The sequence below is a fragment of the Mycobacterium sp. PO1 genome, from assembly GCF_017312405.1.
Classification (GTDB): domain Bacteria; phylum Actinomycetota; class Actinomycetes; order Mycobacteriales; family Mycobacteriaceae; genus Mycobacterium.
Map to the genome: position 1 here is coordinate 1 of NZ_BLTG01000044.1, position 13,706 is coordinate 13,706.

A 13,706-nucleotide genomic window follows, 5' to 3' on the forward strand; every position below is an offset into this window, starting at 1 on the left:
CAGGATCGGGGACTCGCCACCACGATCGACCAGAACGGAATCGCGGTGATACCCAAGCGCCCCTCCACGGGGGGATGAAGGTGAACAGGCCCCCGTGCGCGCAGTTCGGTGAAGACGTCGTGCGGGAACCCTTTTCGGTAGAGCTGCGGGTCGGTGAGGTCGACATCGAGAACCTGTGTCATGAATTCTCCTCGGTGACTGTCGGCATGGCGCAGGACTGGACTGCTTGGCGAACCAAGGCACGCACTGCTGCCGCGTCGGTCGCTTCGCCGAGCAGCAACCGTCGGTAGACCAGCGCCCCGGCAAGCATGTCGACAAGCGTTTCGGCGTCTGTCGTCTGCACGATGTCGCCGCGTCGGCGTGCGCGCTCGACCGCTTCGATGGCTTGCTGCCGCGATTGCGCAACGAAGGCACGCAAAGTCTGCTGAATGGCAGGGTCGTTGGCGGCCTCGGCCAGAAGCGACGGCAGCAACGCCGCCAGTTCGGGTCGAGTCAGCAGGTCGGCGATGGGCAGGATAGCCGCGAACAGATCCTCGACGAACGAGCCAGAATCTGACGCCTGGACCGGACGCGTGACCGCCGCAGCGGCGTACTGAAACAGGTCAGTCTTACTCGGCCAGCGCCGGTAGATCGTGCCGCGACCGACGCCCGCGCGGGCGGCAATCCCCTCGATGGTCGCGCCGCTCCACCCTTTGGCTCCCACCTCGGCGACCGTCGCATCCACAATCGCCGCGTCCAGTCGGTCGTCGCGGGGCCGGCCGCGCCGAGGAGTTGGCCGCTCGACTGCCAGCGGCGTCTCCACGCTTCCCGACATGAACCGATACTGAACTAGTTAGTTCCGGAAATCAAGCATTCCGTAATTATGGGTGGTTGGCTGGGGGGCGAGGCAGTCGTGACGCGGTCGCGAATCGGCGCCCGTGGTCACGGGCAACGGTGGGGCCCACCCCTCCGGCGCAACTGCGATATCGTCGCGTGACGAATCGGGCCACTTGGTCCGGCGGCATCGAACGTGGTCGGCATCCGTCGGTGCCAGATCGGTCTGAACCGTCAGGCGTGCCAGATCGGTCTGAACCGTCAGGCGTGCCAGATCGTTCTGAACCGTCAGGCATCCCGGGTCGGCGCTCCCGGATAGTGGCGAGTGTCGGCCTGTGCGCCATGGAGTTCGTCAGCCGACATGGTCAGACCAGCAGCGCCGAATCGGTGCGCGTATCGGATTCGGCGCAGCAATGAGGACGAAACGTCAATGTCCGATTCGGCGAGGCGAGGCCACACCTAGGCCAACTGAATACGTCACAGTGACAAAACGTAGTCGGCCTGTTCCGCAGTGGCGGGGATGGTGCACGGCCGGCGCCCGAAACGGAAGCCAGTCGCATCACCGGCGTGGAGGCATCATGAGACGCGGCAGCCGTAGGCATCAACGGAAGCTGTGCGCGCTGGGGATCGAACCGGCATGACGGAGGCCGCATCTCTGAGTGCCGCGATCTGATTGCAGTCGATCGCCGACTCCTCGGCGCGCGGGGGCTTATCGAACGAAAGGCTGGTCACGCCGCGTGTAACGGCGAGATCCGCACTGGATCATCTGCCGATAAGCTACATTATGTCAAGTTAGACACTGCATATTGCTTTGACTGACAATGCTTTTCAGCGTTCCCCTATCGGTGATGCGGGTGTGTGACTGACCGTAGTTCCAGTCGCGGGATTGCTGTGAAGTCGGCGGGGTTGCACGTGTACAGCGGTACTCCATGTGCGATTGCACTGGCCGCGATGAGTGCGTCGTAGGCGCGCGCAGCTGGCTTGCGGCCTGACGCGCGCAGCGCGGCCGCTACGGTTCCAAACGCCCGGGCGCAATCGCCGTCGAACGGTAGGACGTCGAAGTCCGCCTCGGCCTGCTGTAGGTGTTGCTGCCGGGCACTGCGTTCTGCATCGTCGTTGGCGACGTGTGGACCTACAGACAACTCAGCCAGCGTGATCGCGCTGATCACCGATTCGTCGGGAAGCTCGGCCGGGTCAGACAGTTGACCCAAGAGGGTCACCGTGGAGGTATCCAGCATCCCCCGGGTCTGGGTTTGCGTCACAGCGACGGGTCGATGACGTTGTCGATATCGCGCTTGAGGGCATCGGGGTCCACCGGCGGAAGGTGCTTGCGGCGACGAATCAGTTCCGCAGGCCTTGCGCTCGATCGAGGCAGCGGCCGTAGCTCAGCAACAGGTGCCCCGTCCCGAGTAATGACGATGCGCTCGCCACGCTCGACACGGCGCAGAACGTCTCCTCCACTGTTGCGCAGTTCGCGCACCGTGACTGCATCCATGTCCGTAGTGTATCACCGGTGAGACATCGACGCGGCGTACTTGAATGCGCCGCATCACACGCGAGAATACGCAGGAATCGAATATGCAGGGTTACCAGCTAGCTACGCCATGTTCATCTGATGAATCATGTGGCGCCCGAAGTGCCCTCGCCTGCCGCATCGAGTCAAGATGTGCAAAGATCCTCTACGCCAAGGGCTTACGAAACGTGCACTTACGTGGACAGCAGGCGGCTCTATGGGGTGTCAGATTGCTCTATGGGGTGTCAGATTTCAGCCGATGCAGACACCTTGGATTCCGCTGCAAGAAAAGCGGTTCGATATCTGCCCGGCGGAGCGCCCTGCCACCGAGCGAAGGTCCGATTGAACGCATATTCCGAGGTGTATCCGACGTCACGCGCTATATGTGCGACCGGGAGTGTGGTGAGCCGGAGTTTGTTCGCGGCCAGTTCCATTCGCCATTTCGTCAGGTACTCGGCCGGCGGGCACCCCACCTCTGTACTGAAGCGGCGCGCGAGCGTCGCACGGGAAACTCCGGCGCTTCTGGCTAGGGTTTCGAGCGTCCACGGATACGCCGGATCACGATGGATCGCCGTGAGCGCTGCGCCGGTGACAGGATCAGTTAGTCCACGTAGCCAAGACGGCGCGTGTTCGGCCACGCGACTTGATTCGAGCCAAACCCGCAACAGCTGAATGAGCATGATGTGCACGATGTGGTCGAGGACCGCGCTGGCACCTAGCCCCGGGTGACCCAGCTCGTCACCTAGCAGCTGCAGCGCACTTCGCAGAGGCGGCGGCGCTGTCAGCGCTGGAACGTGCACAACATCCGGCAACAGGCCGAATGCATTGAACGCCGTCGCAGGATCGTGTTGGAAAGCCGCGCACAAGATGCGGGTAGCCGCCGGCTGAGTGCCCACCGGTAGGTTCTCGCCGGCCCTGACGGCTGCCGCAGCGCCGTCGTGGTCGAAAGGTCGCACCGGAGCGCTGGGGTCGCTGGCCAGCACATGGGTGGGGCCGCTCGGCAGCAGCACGAGATCGCCGGACACAAGAGATAGGGGGCTATGACCGTTCATCAACAAACACGCGGTACCCGCCGTGACCGCGTGGAATGCTGCGCCGGGCATGGCATCTGCATCCATCAGCATCCCCCAGCGCCCCCCGGCGACCACGCTGGCAGCCACCGATCCGCGAACGGACGCCCGCTTGAGGACGTCGGTCAACGTGTCCATCGCGCAAGGGTATTACCGAAAACTTCATTACGGCAGATATCTCGATCCGATCAGACAAATATATGAGTATTTCGGTCATCGCGGAGATCTGCTCTGCGCTATAGCGTCGACAGGGCCGCAGGTCGGCAGCAGAATCCCGAGCGCTTCACAAGGAGTATTCAGTGCGAGTTCTTATCGTCTACGCCCACCCGAGTCCGGCGTCGCTCAACGCAACGCTGCGGGACCACGCTCTCAGTGTGCTGCAGCGCGAAGGGCACGACGTCCAGTTATCAGACCTCTACGCGATGAATTGGAAAGCCGTCGCCGACGCCGACGACTTCCCTTCGCGAGACGGCTCAGCGCCGTTGAACATCGTTTCGGCGTCCGGAGAAGCCTATCTCGCCGGTTCCCTCACGCGTGACGTCGCAGCCGAACAGGACAAGCTGCTGTGGGCAGACGCCATCATCTTCCAATTCCCCATCTGGTGGTACGGCCTCCCGGCGATCCTCAAGGGCTGGGTCGACAGGGTGTACGCGTACCGCTTCGCATATGGCTATAAGGACGGAACCAACGCCTATCGCTTCGGCGAGGGCATCCTCGCCGGAAAGCGAGCATTGGTTTCAGTGACCGCAGGCGGGCCCGCCGCCGATTACGCACCCCGCGGAATCAATGGCCCGTTGGAAGAACTCCTATTTCCGTTCACCCGTGGGGCACTGTTCTACCCAGGGATGGACGTGTTGCCGATCTTTGCTGTGCATAGCGCGATGTTTCTTGACGATGACGGGGTCCAGCGCGCCCGGGAGGCGCTCGGGCGGCGGCTCATGGGGCTGTTCACCGACACGCCCATCCCCTTCCGCCGCCAAAACGGTGGCGACTACCCCGACAAGCACACCCTGGCTGCGGATGTCGCTCCTGGGGTCTCCGGTCTGGCGGCCCATCTGGGCTAGATTTCGCTGCCCGGATTGAAGAGCCGCTGCCACGCCACGTCCTTCTTCGTCACCGCTCCCCCCTCACGTCGGCATCAGATTGGCCCCGTTCCAGAGCCCATTTGTACCGGAGCTGCGAGGCTCGATGACGCGTGTGCACGGGAAGCGCCTGCCCCGGGTGAACATCGCGCACACTGGGACGTGCAATGGAGCGCAATGGAGAAACGGTGCCGGAAACCAAACCTGTGGCCGAATTCGACTATGTCATCGTGGGAGCAGGCAGCGCGGGTTGCCTGCTCGCCAATCGGCTGAGCGCTGATGCCGATCACCGGGTGCTCCTGATCGAGGCCGGCGGCAAGGACGACTGGTTCTGGATCAAGGTTCCAGTGGGATATCTGTACACGATCGCCAACCCCCGCACCGACTGGTGCTTCACCACTGAGCCCGATCCAGGTCTGGCCGGCCGCAGCATCATTTACGCGCGCGGCCGCGTCATCGGCGGCTGTTCGTCGATCAACGCGATGATCCACATGCGTGGCCAGGCCAGTGATTACGAACTGTGGGCGCAGGCTACCGGTGACGAGCGCTGGTTGTGGGACGGCCCAGACGGTCCTGGCGAGACACTGCAGATCTACAAGGATCTCGAGAACTACTTCGGCGGAGCCGATGAGTGGCATGGGGTGGCCGGTGAGATCCGGGTTGAGCGCCCACGTGTGCGTTGGAAGATCTTGGACGCCTGGCAGGCCGCCGCGGCCCAATCGGGCATCGCGCCAATCGAGGAGTTCAACCGCGGCGACAACTCCGGCAGCGCGTATTTCCACGTCAATCAACGGCGCGGTCGCCGATGGTCCATGGCGGATGCGTTCCTGCACCCCGTCGCCCACCGACCCAATCTGACCGTCTACACACAGACCCAAGCCCTCCGGGTGCTGGTGAACGACCAGGTCAGTGACGATCAGCGTCACGGTGCATGGACCACCGCACGGCACCGCGCCACCGGTGTGCGGCTGCTCAGAGACGGCCAGATCGTCGACGTGCATGCCCGCCGAGAGGTGATCCTCAGTGCCGGGGCCATCGGTTCGCCTCATCTGATGCAGGTCTCGGGTATGGGTCCCGCCGAGCTACTCCCCCGGCACGACGTGCCGGTGGTAGTCGACCTGCCGGGGGTCGGCGAGAATCTGCAGGACCATCTTCAACTTCGCACCGTCTACCGCGTCCAGAACGCCCGCACCGTCAACACGCTGTACCGAAATTGGATCAGCCGGGCGGGCATGGGAATTCAGTACCTACTCATGCGGTCAGGACCCCTGACGATGCCGCCGTCCACGCTGGGCGCGTTTGCCAAGAGCAGGCCCGAGCTGGCCAGCCCCGATCTCGAGTGGCACGTGCAGCCTCTGTCGCTGCCGAAGTTCGGGGAACCCTTACACCCGTACGGCGCCATCACTCCCTCGGTCTGCAACTTGCGGCCCACCTCGCGGGGCCATGTACGGCTGGCCGATGCGGATCCGCTGATCCCCCCGAAGATCTCCTGCAACTATCTGTCCACCGACGCCGATCGTGACGTCGCCGTGCGCGGACTGCGGATGACACGGCGGATCATGGCGTCGCCCGTCCTCGCCCGCTATCGCCCGCAAGAGGTACTTCCCGGTCCGCGATTGGTCAGCGATGACGACCTACAGGACGCGGCCCGCGAATTGGGAACCACCATCTTTCACCCGGTCGGCACCTGCGCGATGGGCGCGTTCGATGCGCGCGGTGTGCCGCGGTCGGCCGCCACGATCCTGGACACCGACTGTCGCGTCTACCGCGTTGCCGGCCTTCGGGTCATCGACGCTTCGGCGATGCCCACGATCACGTCCGGAAACACCAACGCCCCAGTGATGCTGATCGCCGAGCGTGCGGCGCGCGCGATCCTGCACTAGTCCGACACCTGTCCAAATCAGTAGGGCGTCGACGGTTCACGGGTGCCATCGACCCTGTGAGGCTTGCTTTCGGGCGGGTGTGCCGAGCCTCAAGTGTGAGTTCCGGACCTAGCGGCATTGCATGCGCGCTGGGCCTGTGCTCTGTCGTCGAAGACTTGGTCAACGCCCGGCCCCTCTGCGAACCATTCCCCGGTGTCGAGGTGTCCCACGACGTACGCACCGGACGCGTAAAGGCCGGGCCGTACACGCTTCCACGCCATCGGCCTCGCTGTCGTGCGCAGCCACGACGTGAGCGTGCGGACTGCGCCGCTATCCCCGGCGATGGCTGCGACCGCCGTGGCCTCGTCGCCGTCGTCAGGCACCGCGTAGGTCGTCATCAGCCAGCCGAGATTGTCCCCGTCAGTTTCGACGACCACGATCCGGTTACCAACACGAACCGCGTCCGGCTGCCGGACATCGGGTCCGGAGCACCACGGCTCACCCAGACCGCCGCTGGTCCGGATGGCCGCGCGAACAATGTCAGCGGCGGTCATGTCTGCACCACGGACCGGAGCATCTCATCTGCGAGCACTTGCTGCAGAACGCTAGTGCACTGCGCACTAGTTGTTTCATCCGTGGCTGGACCGCACAGCAATGGTGGCGACTGCGCATCGCCCATAGCTCGAGCACCACCCGGAGGGCCGCGGCCACACGGCGCATCTCGTCCAAGCTCAGGAACCCGACGCTCTTTCCAAGCAACGTGGATCGACCGCTGTGGCCTGCGCGGCAAGTACCCGGGTGTTAACGGGTCACAGCAAAGTGCGCCGTATTCATCGGCCGGATCACGGACGCTCCGGCCGGCGCTCTCCCCCAGCTGCCCAGCTATGCGGTCGAAATGAGCGTCTCGGCAGTGGAGCGCGCCACGGTGAGGCGGCGGCGGTCACGCAGCAGGGCGCCCAGTGATGTTTCCGCGGACAGGTGCGCCAACTCGCTCACCCGGTCCGGAGCCGATCCGTCGCGACGGTAGCGGTACTGAAGTCCCTCATTCATGGCCAGAGCCGCTGAGGTGGCCGAATCCGGTCCGACGCCGAGGAATTCACCAGTCTTCTGGCCCTGCCGGATCACCGTGCTCATGAGCTCGCCCAACTCGCGGTAATCGGCGAAGAAGTACTTGCCGAACTCATCGGGCTGGGCGAGTGCGACGCTCTCGAGATCATAGAAATCCAGCGGCGCCGAGCACATCTGCACGACATCGACGTAGATGATCCGATAGAGCCGCGCTGATGCCGGCTCCGGACGGTTGACCATCTCACGTGCGATCTCGAGCGACTCCCGATTCTTGTCGATGAGCTCCTGCACGATGGCCTCCTTGTTGGGAAACCAGTAGTACAACGAGGACTGGCCCAGTCCAGCTGCGCGAGCAATGGCACTCACGCTGGTCTGTGCATAACCGTCAGCGGCGAACAAGTTCGCCGCTGCGGCGACGATGTCCTCACGCGGTGACTCTGCGTGCGTGTTGCTGTTGCGCGGTCGGCCCACCCTCGGCGCGTCACCCTTGCCCATACCGAGATAGTGGATCATCGGAGCACCCTTTACCACTCCGAAACAGTCAGGACACGGCCAGGAAATCGCCCGCCACGAGGGTTTCGATAGGTCATCGAAACTGAGTCGAAGTGCGACGTGCGAAGGAGTCCTCATGACGACCACCGACCCGACCGCCGACATCGACGTCGTCAAGGAGCAACTGCGTCAGTCCGGTGTCAAGTACGCCATCGCGAGCTTCGTCGACATTCACGGGGTCTCGAAGGGCAAGTTCGTCCCGATCGACCATCTGGACAACATGCTGGACGGCTCCGAGCTGTTCACCGGCGCCGCACTCGACGGCCTGCCCCAGGACGTCAGCGACGAGGAGCTCTCCGCGCGCCCAGACCTGTCCCGGTGGTTCCAACTACCGTGGAACAAGGAGTTCGCGTACTTTCCCAGCAGCCTGTACACGGCCGGGCAGCCGTTCACGGCATCCTCCCGCGACATCCTGAAGCGACAGCTTGGGCTCGCCGCGGATCTCGGTTACAGCTTCAATCTGGGTGTCGAAACCGAGTTCTTCGTCCTGCAGGACTCCGCAGCCGGACCCACTGAGGTCAGCGACCGGGATACCCTCGCCAAGGCGGCCTATAACGTGTCGACCACTCTTGACAACGCGAGCTGGCTCGGCGAGCTCGTCTCGGCGATGAATGAATTGGGTTGGGATGTCTACTCGTTCGACCACGAAGACGCGTGCGGCCAGTTCGAGATCGACTTCACCTACACCGATGCGCTCCTGATGGCTGACCGCTTCGTCTTCTTCCGCATGATGGCCAACGAAATTGCCCGCAAGCACGGCCATTTCGCCTCGTTCATGCCCAAGCCCTTCGCCGATCGAACTGGTTCGGGAGCGCACTTCAACATGTCACTGGCCGACCTCGACACCGGTGCGAACCTCTTCGCCACCGGCGACGACCCGCGCGGACTCGGTGTCTCAGCGCTCGGATACCACTTCATCGCCGGCGTGCTTCGGCACCTGCCCGCCATCACCGCGGTCATCGCGCCCACAGTCAACAGCTACAAGCGCCTGGTGCGTCAGGGCAGCATGTCCGGATCGACCTGGGCTCCGGTCTTCGTCAGCTACGGCAACAACAACCGGACGAACTCGCTGCGAATCCCGCTGGCCGGCGGCCGGGTCGAGTGCCGTGCGGCCGACATCAGCTGCAATCCCTACCTCGGGGCCGCAATCGTGCTTGCCGCAGGCCTGGAGGGGATCCGTGAGCGGCTCGACCCCGGTGACCCGCGCACCGAGAACATGTACCGCTACACCGACGCCCAGATCGCCGAACTCGGCATCGCGCAGTTGCCCCGCAGCCTCGGCGAGGCCATCGACGAATTCCGGGCCGACAGCCTGTCGCGCGAGGTCTTCGGCGACGAGTTGTATCAGGCCTTCATCGACTACAAAACCGAAGAATGGGAGTCCTACCAGGCGCATGTGTCGTCGTGGGAAACCGACCGCTACCTGAAATTCTTCTGAGGTGTCTGCGGCATCTCGTTTTGAGCTGGGCGCCTTCGTCACCGAGTGCGGCGCGGAGCTCCCCGACGCGGAGTTGTCGTATCGAACCTACGGGGCGCTCAATTCGACGGGCACCAACTGTGTGCTGCTGCCGAGCTATTACACCGGAACGCACCGCAGCTACGAGCCGTGGATTGGCTCCGGCGTCGCCTTCGACCCCGCCGATTGGTTCGTCGTCGCCGTCGACATGTTCGGCAACGGTCTGTCGAGCTCACCGTCGAACACCACTGACAGCGCATGCTTTCCGCTCGTCACGGTGGCCGACAACGTGCGGGCTCAACGTCTGCTGCTCGACTCGCTCGGGGTGCGCAGCATTGCGATCGCCGCGGGATGGTCGATGGGAGCGATGCAGTGCTACGAGTGGGCGGTCCGCTTCCCCGATATGGTCCGGTCCCTGTTACCGATCTGCGGTAGCGCCCGGTGTTCGGAGTTCAACCGGGTGTTTCTCGACGGAATCTCTGCGACGCTGCGCGCCGATCCCGGGTACCTGACGTCCGACTGTGCGCCGACGGCGGGGCTGCGCGCGTTCGGGATTGTTTACGCGGGTTGGGCGTATTCTCGAGATTTCTTCGCCCACGGCACCTATCGCGAACTCGGTTATGAATCGGTGGACGCAGTCCTGGACAGTTGGGCTGATGACCACGCCGCGATGCACCCCGGGAACCTCATGGCCATGCTGGCCACCTGGCGTGCGGCCGACGTGGGGCGCTCGGTGCCCGGTGGGTGGAATTCTGCGTTGGCCACGATCCGCGCCGAGACGATCGTGATGCCGGGAACCACCGACGCCTACTTCACCCTCGCCGACAACGTCACCGAGTGCGCACTCATTGCCGGCGGCGAAATGCGGCCCATCGATTCAGACCTCGGTCACATCGCCGGACGGCCGGGCATCCGGGCGCGGGAGACGGCGCAGGTCACCGGGGCGGCACGTGAGCTTCTCGATCGGGTGCGGGTGTAGGCAGAGGTTTGCCTGACCGGGTTGCTCTGGCCGATCGACGGGAACACCGAGGGACCAGCAGTACCTGCGCCGCACCGACGACTTGCTCCGCACTGTCACGGCAATGGCGACTCGGGGACTCCGCCGCTCAGAGGCCTGATGGCACGACGGTGCCGTTGACCGTGACCTCGACCACGCCAGTCTTCGGATCGAACGTGATCTTGCCGTGTTCGAACGTCGTCACCAGCAGATCGCCGACGAGGTTCTCGTCGCTGGTCGGAACGCCCAGCGGACCTGGCGAGCCGTTCATGCCCATCACTTCCGGAACGCCATCTGGATCGCGTTCGACATTCCAGGCCTCCCGGATCTTGCCCCAGGTGATGTAGGCGGGCGTTCCCGGCTGGTCATTCTTGGCAACGATCACGCCGCCCTGGAACTGCTGGAACACCACGCCGCTCTCACGGGTTCCTGCGTTGTGGCTACCGGTCAACGGCTTGCCGAGCGCCTGCTTCTGAGCTTCGGTTGCTGTCGAGTACTTCGCAGCGATCGGGCCGGTGAGCGTCACCTCGACGTCCCGCTCCCCGATCAGCTTCACCTCGGCGGGTGGCGCCGGCATCTCGGAGGTGGCAATCAAACCGACCTGCGGCGGCATCGACGCATCGATGCTCCGGTCGTTGCCGCACCCCGCGGTTATCAGTGTGATCGTGGCTAGGCCGGCGATCGCCGGTGAAAAGCATTTCCTGGTACGCAATGGGATTCCTCTCACGCCTGTCGTTGCGGCAAATCCGGCTACGGCCCGGACTCAACTCAACTCAACTCAACTCAACGACCAACCTATACGGCACGTCGGCGACGCCGAGCGGCTGCTGAAGCTTGCTTCATCGAGTGTGGGTACGGCCCTCAGTGATCGATGACGGCGCCAGATCGTCGACCGGGATCCCTGCCACACCAGGCGACGAGGCGCTCGATCGCACGAGCGTCGCCGTCGATCGGGACAGCTTCGGCGAACGGGACAGCGACCTCGTCGAATCCCCGTGCCGCCGAGATCTGCTCGTAGAGAGCTCGGCGATTCTCTGCCGGAAGGATTCGGCGTGCCCCTTGCAGCGCCGCCGCGACGACCGTGTCATCCCACTCGGGCTGCTGACCGGTCGCGGTCGCAAGGTCCCAGGTGTGGACGGTCACCTCCGAGAAGTAGGACGCGAGCACCTCGGCGCCGCTGCCTTCGATCCACGGCAGCGCCATGGGTTGTTCGAGGACTGCGTCGTGGCTCCACACCGCGGCGGCTCGTCTCGCAGACTGACGCCAGGCATGCGACCAGCGATCATCCTCGACCGGCGCTTCGGTGACCGAAAAGGGATCTCTGCCGCTGCCGAGCGCGGCAATGCGGTCGAGCGCGCCGATGAGGTGAGCCAGCAGAGCTCGCACGTCCATGCCCGTGCACGGCGTGGGATCGGTGAGTTGCTCCGGCCGTACGCCGGCAACGACGACCCCGCCGACGGCCAGGACGCGGTCGAGGAGGGGCCGGGGGTCATCGACGTCATGCGTGGCGGAATCAGTGGCTGTGCTCATGTCGGTATGGTGCCGACCAAAAGTGGTCACCTCATGTCCGGTTTGATGTGAAAGTGTGAATCATGCGGGCCGACCGGCTGATCGCCATCCTCCTTCTTCTGCAGCAACGCGAGCGGATCACAGCGTCAGAGGTCGCCCGGGAGTTGGAAGTGTCCGAGCGCACCGCCCGTCGTGATCTCGAGGCGCTGAGCAGCGCCGGAGTGCCGGTGTACGCCATGCCGGGCCGCGGTGGCGGATGGCGTCTGCTGGGCGGCGCTCGCACCGACCTGTCCGGACTGACGGCCGGCGAGGCCCGCGCGCTGTTTCTGGTGGCCGGGCCCGCCTCGACGGCCACCCCGACCGTGAAGGCCGCTCTGCGCAAGCTTCTACGCGCGCTGCCCGAGCCGTTCCGGGAACAGGCGGAGGCGGCTGCGACAGCGCTCGTGGTGGACCCACGACAGTGGGGATCCGGCCAGCCCGAGCCTCCGCCACCCCGGTTTCTCGATGAACTTCAAGAGGCGGTGATTCGCGGAGTCCAAGTGCGGCTAGCTTACGTCGACCTCAAGGGTTCGGAAACGGAGCGGACCGTGCACCCGCTGGGCATCGTCGCCAAGAGGCCGGCGTGGTACCTCATCGCCAATACCGAGGCCGGTCGACGAACTTTCCGCATCGACCGTGTCTCCTCGGTCGAGTTGACCGACGCTGCCGTTCACCGACCGGAGGGATTCGACCTCGCCGAAAGCTGGCGCGAGATCGCCGATGAAGTCGATCGCCGGCGCACTCCCCTCGAGGTTCAGGCCCTGAGTGCCGCCGGTGGACTCGTCCTGCTCCGGAGGGTGTTCGGACGACGACTCGACGTGGGCGGTTCAACACCGGACGGCCGGATCGAGATCGTGATCCGCGGCCGCGACGAGCACACCCTCGCTGGGGAGCTCGCCTGGCTCACCGACTGGCTCGAAGTCACCGGCCCGCAGGGCGTCCGCGACCATCTCGCCGCCATCGGGGTCGCGCTGGTCGCGCGGTACAGCTGAGCGGGACTTTCTGCTCGGCGCCCCGCGCACGCAGCACCTGACGGTTGATCATCGTTGAGACGGGGCACACCACACCTCGTTGCATGGTTTGGCTCGCGAACGAAAGGACCGCCACATGACGATGCCGAGTGACGCTGCGGAGTCGATCGAAACCCAGGGCTCCAACGAAGGTCCTCGCGATCACGACGGCGTCGACACCGATCATGCTGCCTACGTCGACGAGAACAATGTTCCCCACCCCGGCGACGCCAAGCAGGCTGATTGACGAGCATGGAGATTTCCGATCAGGACGACGCCTCGGCGGCCAAGCGTGAAAGCGTGTCGTTGAGTTGCTCCTCGGTCACCAGCGGAAATCGCACCTTTTCCAGCAGCTTCTTGTCAGTGACCTGCGACCAGTCGTAGGTGTGGCGGACCAGCGTCTCGCCGGGGCCCTGGGATTCCAGCTCCCACAGCCACTCCCACCCGGGCGGTTCGGTCCCCGCGGGTGCGGTCTTCCACGCCAGCAACTTGTCCTTGACGCACCCCGTGACGTGGTTGTCGGTTTTGTACTCCCCGCCCATGTGGTCGCCCTGCATGTTCATCGTGAACACCTCGCCGACATGCTGAATCCGATCAGCGTGGTCAACGGAGCGGACGAAACCCGATCCATCGAGTTTGTGGTGGTGCTCGGGGTTGGACAGGATCTCAAAGATCGCGTCGACGGGTGCGGAGATGGTTCGTTCCACGGTGACCTTCGTGTTGTCGCTCATGTCA

Annotated in this window: 15 protein-coding genes and 1 pseudogene; 6 read left to right on the forward strand and 10 right to left on the reverse strand. The window is 64.4% G+C overall.

What is annotated here, in order from left to right; all coding sequences use genetic code 11:
* The 5 genes and pseudogenes from J3476_RS15550 to J3476_RS15570 form a co-directional block, all read right to left on the reverse strand.
* Positions 1-182: pseudogene (locus tag J3476_RS15550) on the reverse strand (hypothetical protein); the annotation flags it as partial.
* Positions 179-814 carry a TetR/AcrR family transcriptional regulator gene (locus tag J3476_RS15555; RefSeq protein WP_207067324.1) on the reverse strand — a complete coding sequence of 212 codons (636 nt, stop codon included), beginning with the start codon at positions 812-814 and terminating at the stop codon, positions 179-181. The pseudogene J3476_RS15550 and the gene J3476_RS15555, both read right to left, overlap by 4 nt.
* 838 nt (positions 815-1,652) lie before the next feature.
* Positions 1,653-2,075 carry a type II toxin-antitoxin system VapC family toxin gene (locus J3476_RS15560; protein WP_307726973.1) on the reverse strand — a complete coding sequence of 141 codons (423 nt, stop codon included), beginning with the start codon at positions 2,073-2,075 and terminating at the stop codon, positions 1,653-1,655.
* Entirely contained in the window at positions 2,072-2,308 is a 237-nt protein-coding gene (locus J3476_RS15565) for a type II toxin-antitoxin system Phd/YefM family antitoxin (RefSeq protein WP_207067325.1), read from the reverse strand. The genes J3476_RS15560 and J3476_RS15565 overlap by 4 nt, the downstream gene beginning before the upstream one ends.
* Positions 2,309-2,571: 263 nt before the next feature.
* Positions 2,572-3,534, reverse strand: a complete 963-nt coding sequence (locus J3476_RS15570) for an AraC family transcriptional regulator (RefSeq protein ID WP_207067326.1) — start codon at positions 3,532-3,534, stop codon at positions 2,572-2,574.
* Between the two features lie 161 nt (positions 3,535-3,695).
* Between J3476_RS15570 and J3476_RS15575 the strand changes: the two genes are divergently transcribed.
* Positions 3,696-4,460 (forward strand): NAD(P)H-dependent oxidoreductase, encoded by a 765-nt coding sequence (locus J3476_RS15575; protein ID WP_207067327.1) that lies wholly within the window; start codon positions 3,696-3,698, stop codon positions 4,458-4,460.
* Between the two features lie 206 nt (positions 4,461-4,666).
* A complete protein-coding gene (locus J3476_RS15580) occupies positions 4,667-6,361 on the forward strand; it encodes a GMC family oxidoreductase (protein WP_286183177.1) in 1,695 nt (564 codons plus the stop codon).
* A gap of 89 nt (positions 6,362-6,450) precedes the next feature.
* Here the strand turns inward: J3476_RS15580 and J3476_RS15585 are convergent, their stop codons facing one another.
* Positions 6,451-6,894: a hypothetical protein gene (locus tag J3476_RS15585; protein ID WP_207067329.1), complete on the reverse strand. Its 444-nt coding sequence runs from the start codon at positions 6,892-6,894 to the stop codon at positions 6,451-6,453.
* Positions 6,895-7,222: 328 nt separating this feature from the next.
* Positions 7,223-7,921: a TetR/AcrR family transcriptional regulator gene (locus J3476_RS15590; protein ID WP_286183178.1), complete on the reverse strand. Its 699-nt coding sequence runs from the start codon at positions 7,919-7,921 to the stop codon at positions 7,223-7,225.
* Between the two features lie 115 nt (positions 7,922-8,036).
* On the opposite strand from J3476_RS15590, the gene glnT reads away from it, so the two are divergent.
* Both glnT and J3476_RS15600 read left to right on the forward strand, forming a co-directional pair.
* Complete coding sequence (gene glnT / locus J3476_RS15595) at positions 8,037-9,398, forward strand: type III glutamate--ammonia ligase (RefSeq protein WP_207067330.1); 1,362 nt, start codon at positions 8,037-8,039, stop codon at positions 9,396-9,398.
* Position 9,399: 1 nt separating this feature from the next.
* Positions 9,400-10,395 (forward strand): alpha/beta fold hydrolase, encoded by a 996-nt coding sequence (locus J3476_RS15600; protein ID WP_207067331.1) that lies wholly within the window; start codon positions 9,400-9,402, stop codon positions 10,393-10,395.
* 127 nt (positions 10,396-10,522) lie between these two features.
* Here the strand turns inward: J3476_RS15600 and J3476_RS15605 are convergent, their stop codons facing one another.
* Together J3476_RS15605 and J3476_RS15610 are read right to left on the reverse strand one after the other, a co-directional pair.
* Positions 10,523-11,026, reverse strand: coding sequence for an LGFP repeat-containing protein (locus J3476_RS15605; protein ID WP_286183200.1), 504 nt, complete (start codon positions 11,024-11,026; stop codon positions 10,523-10,525).
* A 248-nt stretch (positions 11,027-11,274) separates the two neighbouring features.
* A complete protein-coding gene (locus tag J3476_RS15610) occupies positions 11,275-11,943 on the reverse strand; it encodes a TIGR03086 family metal-binding protein (protein WP_207067333.1) in 669 nt (222 codons plus the stop codon).
* Between the two features lie 62 nt (positions 11,944-12,005).
* Between J3476_RS15610 and J3476_RS15615 the strand changes: the two genes are divergently transcribed.
* Both J3476_RS15615 and J3476_RS15620 read left to right on the forward strand, forming a co-directional pair.
* The gene (locus J3476_RS15615) at positions 12,006-12,953 is read left to right on the forward strand and encodes a YafY family protein (RefSeq protein ID WP_207067334.1); all 948 of its coding nucleotides are present in this window, start codon (positions 12,006-12,008) and stop codon (positions 12,951-12,953) included.
* 115 nt (positions 12,954-13,068) lie between these two features.
* Complete coding sequence (locus J3476_RS15620; protein WP_207067335.1) at positions 13,069-13,218, forward strand: hypothetical protein; 150 nt, start codon at positions 13,069-13,071, stop codon at positions 13,216-13,218.
* A gap of 19 nt (positions 13,219-13,237) precedes the next feature.
* Here the strand turns inward: J3476_RS15620 and J3476_RS15625 are convergent, their stop codons facing one another.
* Positions 13,238-13,702, reverse strand: a complete 465-nt coding sequence (locus tag J3476_RS15625) for an SRPBCC family protein (RefSeq protein WP_207067336.1) — start codon at positions 13,700-13,702, stop codon at positions 13,238-13,240.
* Positions 13,703-13,706 lie beyond the last annotated feature (4 nt).

What these genes read in the sequence shown, in the direction of transcription:
- J3476_RS15610 (WP_207067333.1), bottom strand. Translation starts at nt 11,943, where the DNA reads ATGAGCACAGCCACTGATTCCGCCACGCATGACGTCGATGACCCCCGG.
- glnT (WP_207067330.1), top strand. Translation starts at nt 8,037, where the DNA reads ATGACGACCACCGACCCGACCGCCGACATCGACGTCGTCAAGGAGCAA.
- J3476_RS15585 (WP_207067329.1), bottom strand. Translation starts at nt 6,894, where the DNA reads ATGACCGCCGCTGACATTGTTCGCGCGGCCATCCGGACCAGCGGCGGT.
- J3476_RS15555 (WP_207067324.1), bottom strand. Translation starts at nt 814, where the DNA reads ATGTCGGGAAGCGTGGAGACGCCGCTGGCAGTCGAGCGGCCAACTCCT.
- J3476_RS15605 (WP_286183200.1), bottom strand. Translation starts at nt 11,026, where the DNA reads ATGCCGCCGCAGGTCGGTTTGATTGCCACCTCCGAGATGCCGGCGCCA.
- J3476_RS15620 (WP_207067335.1), top strand. Translation starts at nt 13,069, where the DNA reads ATGACGATGCCGAGTGACGCTGCGGAGTCGATCGAAACCCAGGGCTCC.
- J3476_RS15615 (WP_207067334.1), top strand. Translation starts at nt 12,006, where the DNA reads ATGCGGGCCGACCGGCTGATCGCCATCCTCCTTCTTCTGCAGCAACGC.
- J3476_RS15590 (WP_286183178.1), bottom strand. Translation starts at nt 7,921, where the DNA reads ATGATCCACTATCTCGGTATGGGCAAGGGTGACGCGCCGAGGGTGGGC.
- J3476_RS15570 (WP_207067326.1), bottom strand. Translation starts at nt 3,534, where the DNA reads ATGGACACGTTGACCGACGTCCTCAAGCGGGCGTCCGTTCGCGGATCG.
- J3476_RS15625 (WP_207067336.1), bottom strand. Translation starts at nt 13,702, where the DNA reads ATGAGCGACAACACGAAGGTCACCGTGGAACGAACCATCTCCGCACCC.
- J3476_RS15565 (WP_207067325.1), bottom strand. Translation starts at nt 2,308, where the DNA reads ATGGATGCAGTCACGGTGCGCGAACTGCGCAACAGTGGAGGAGACGTT.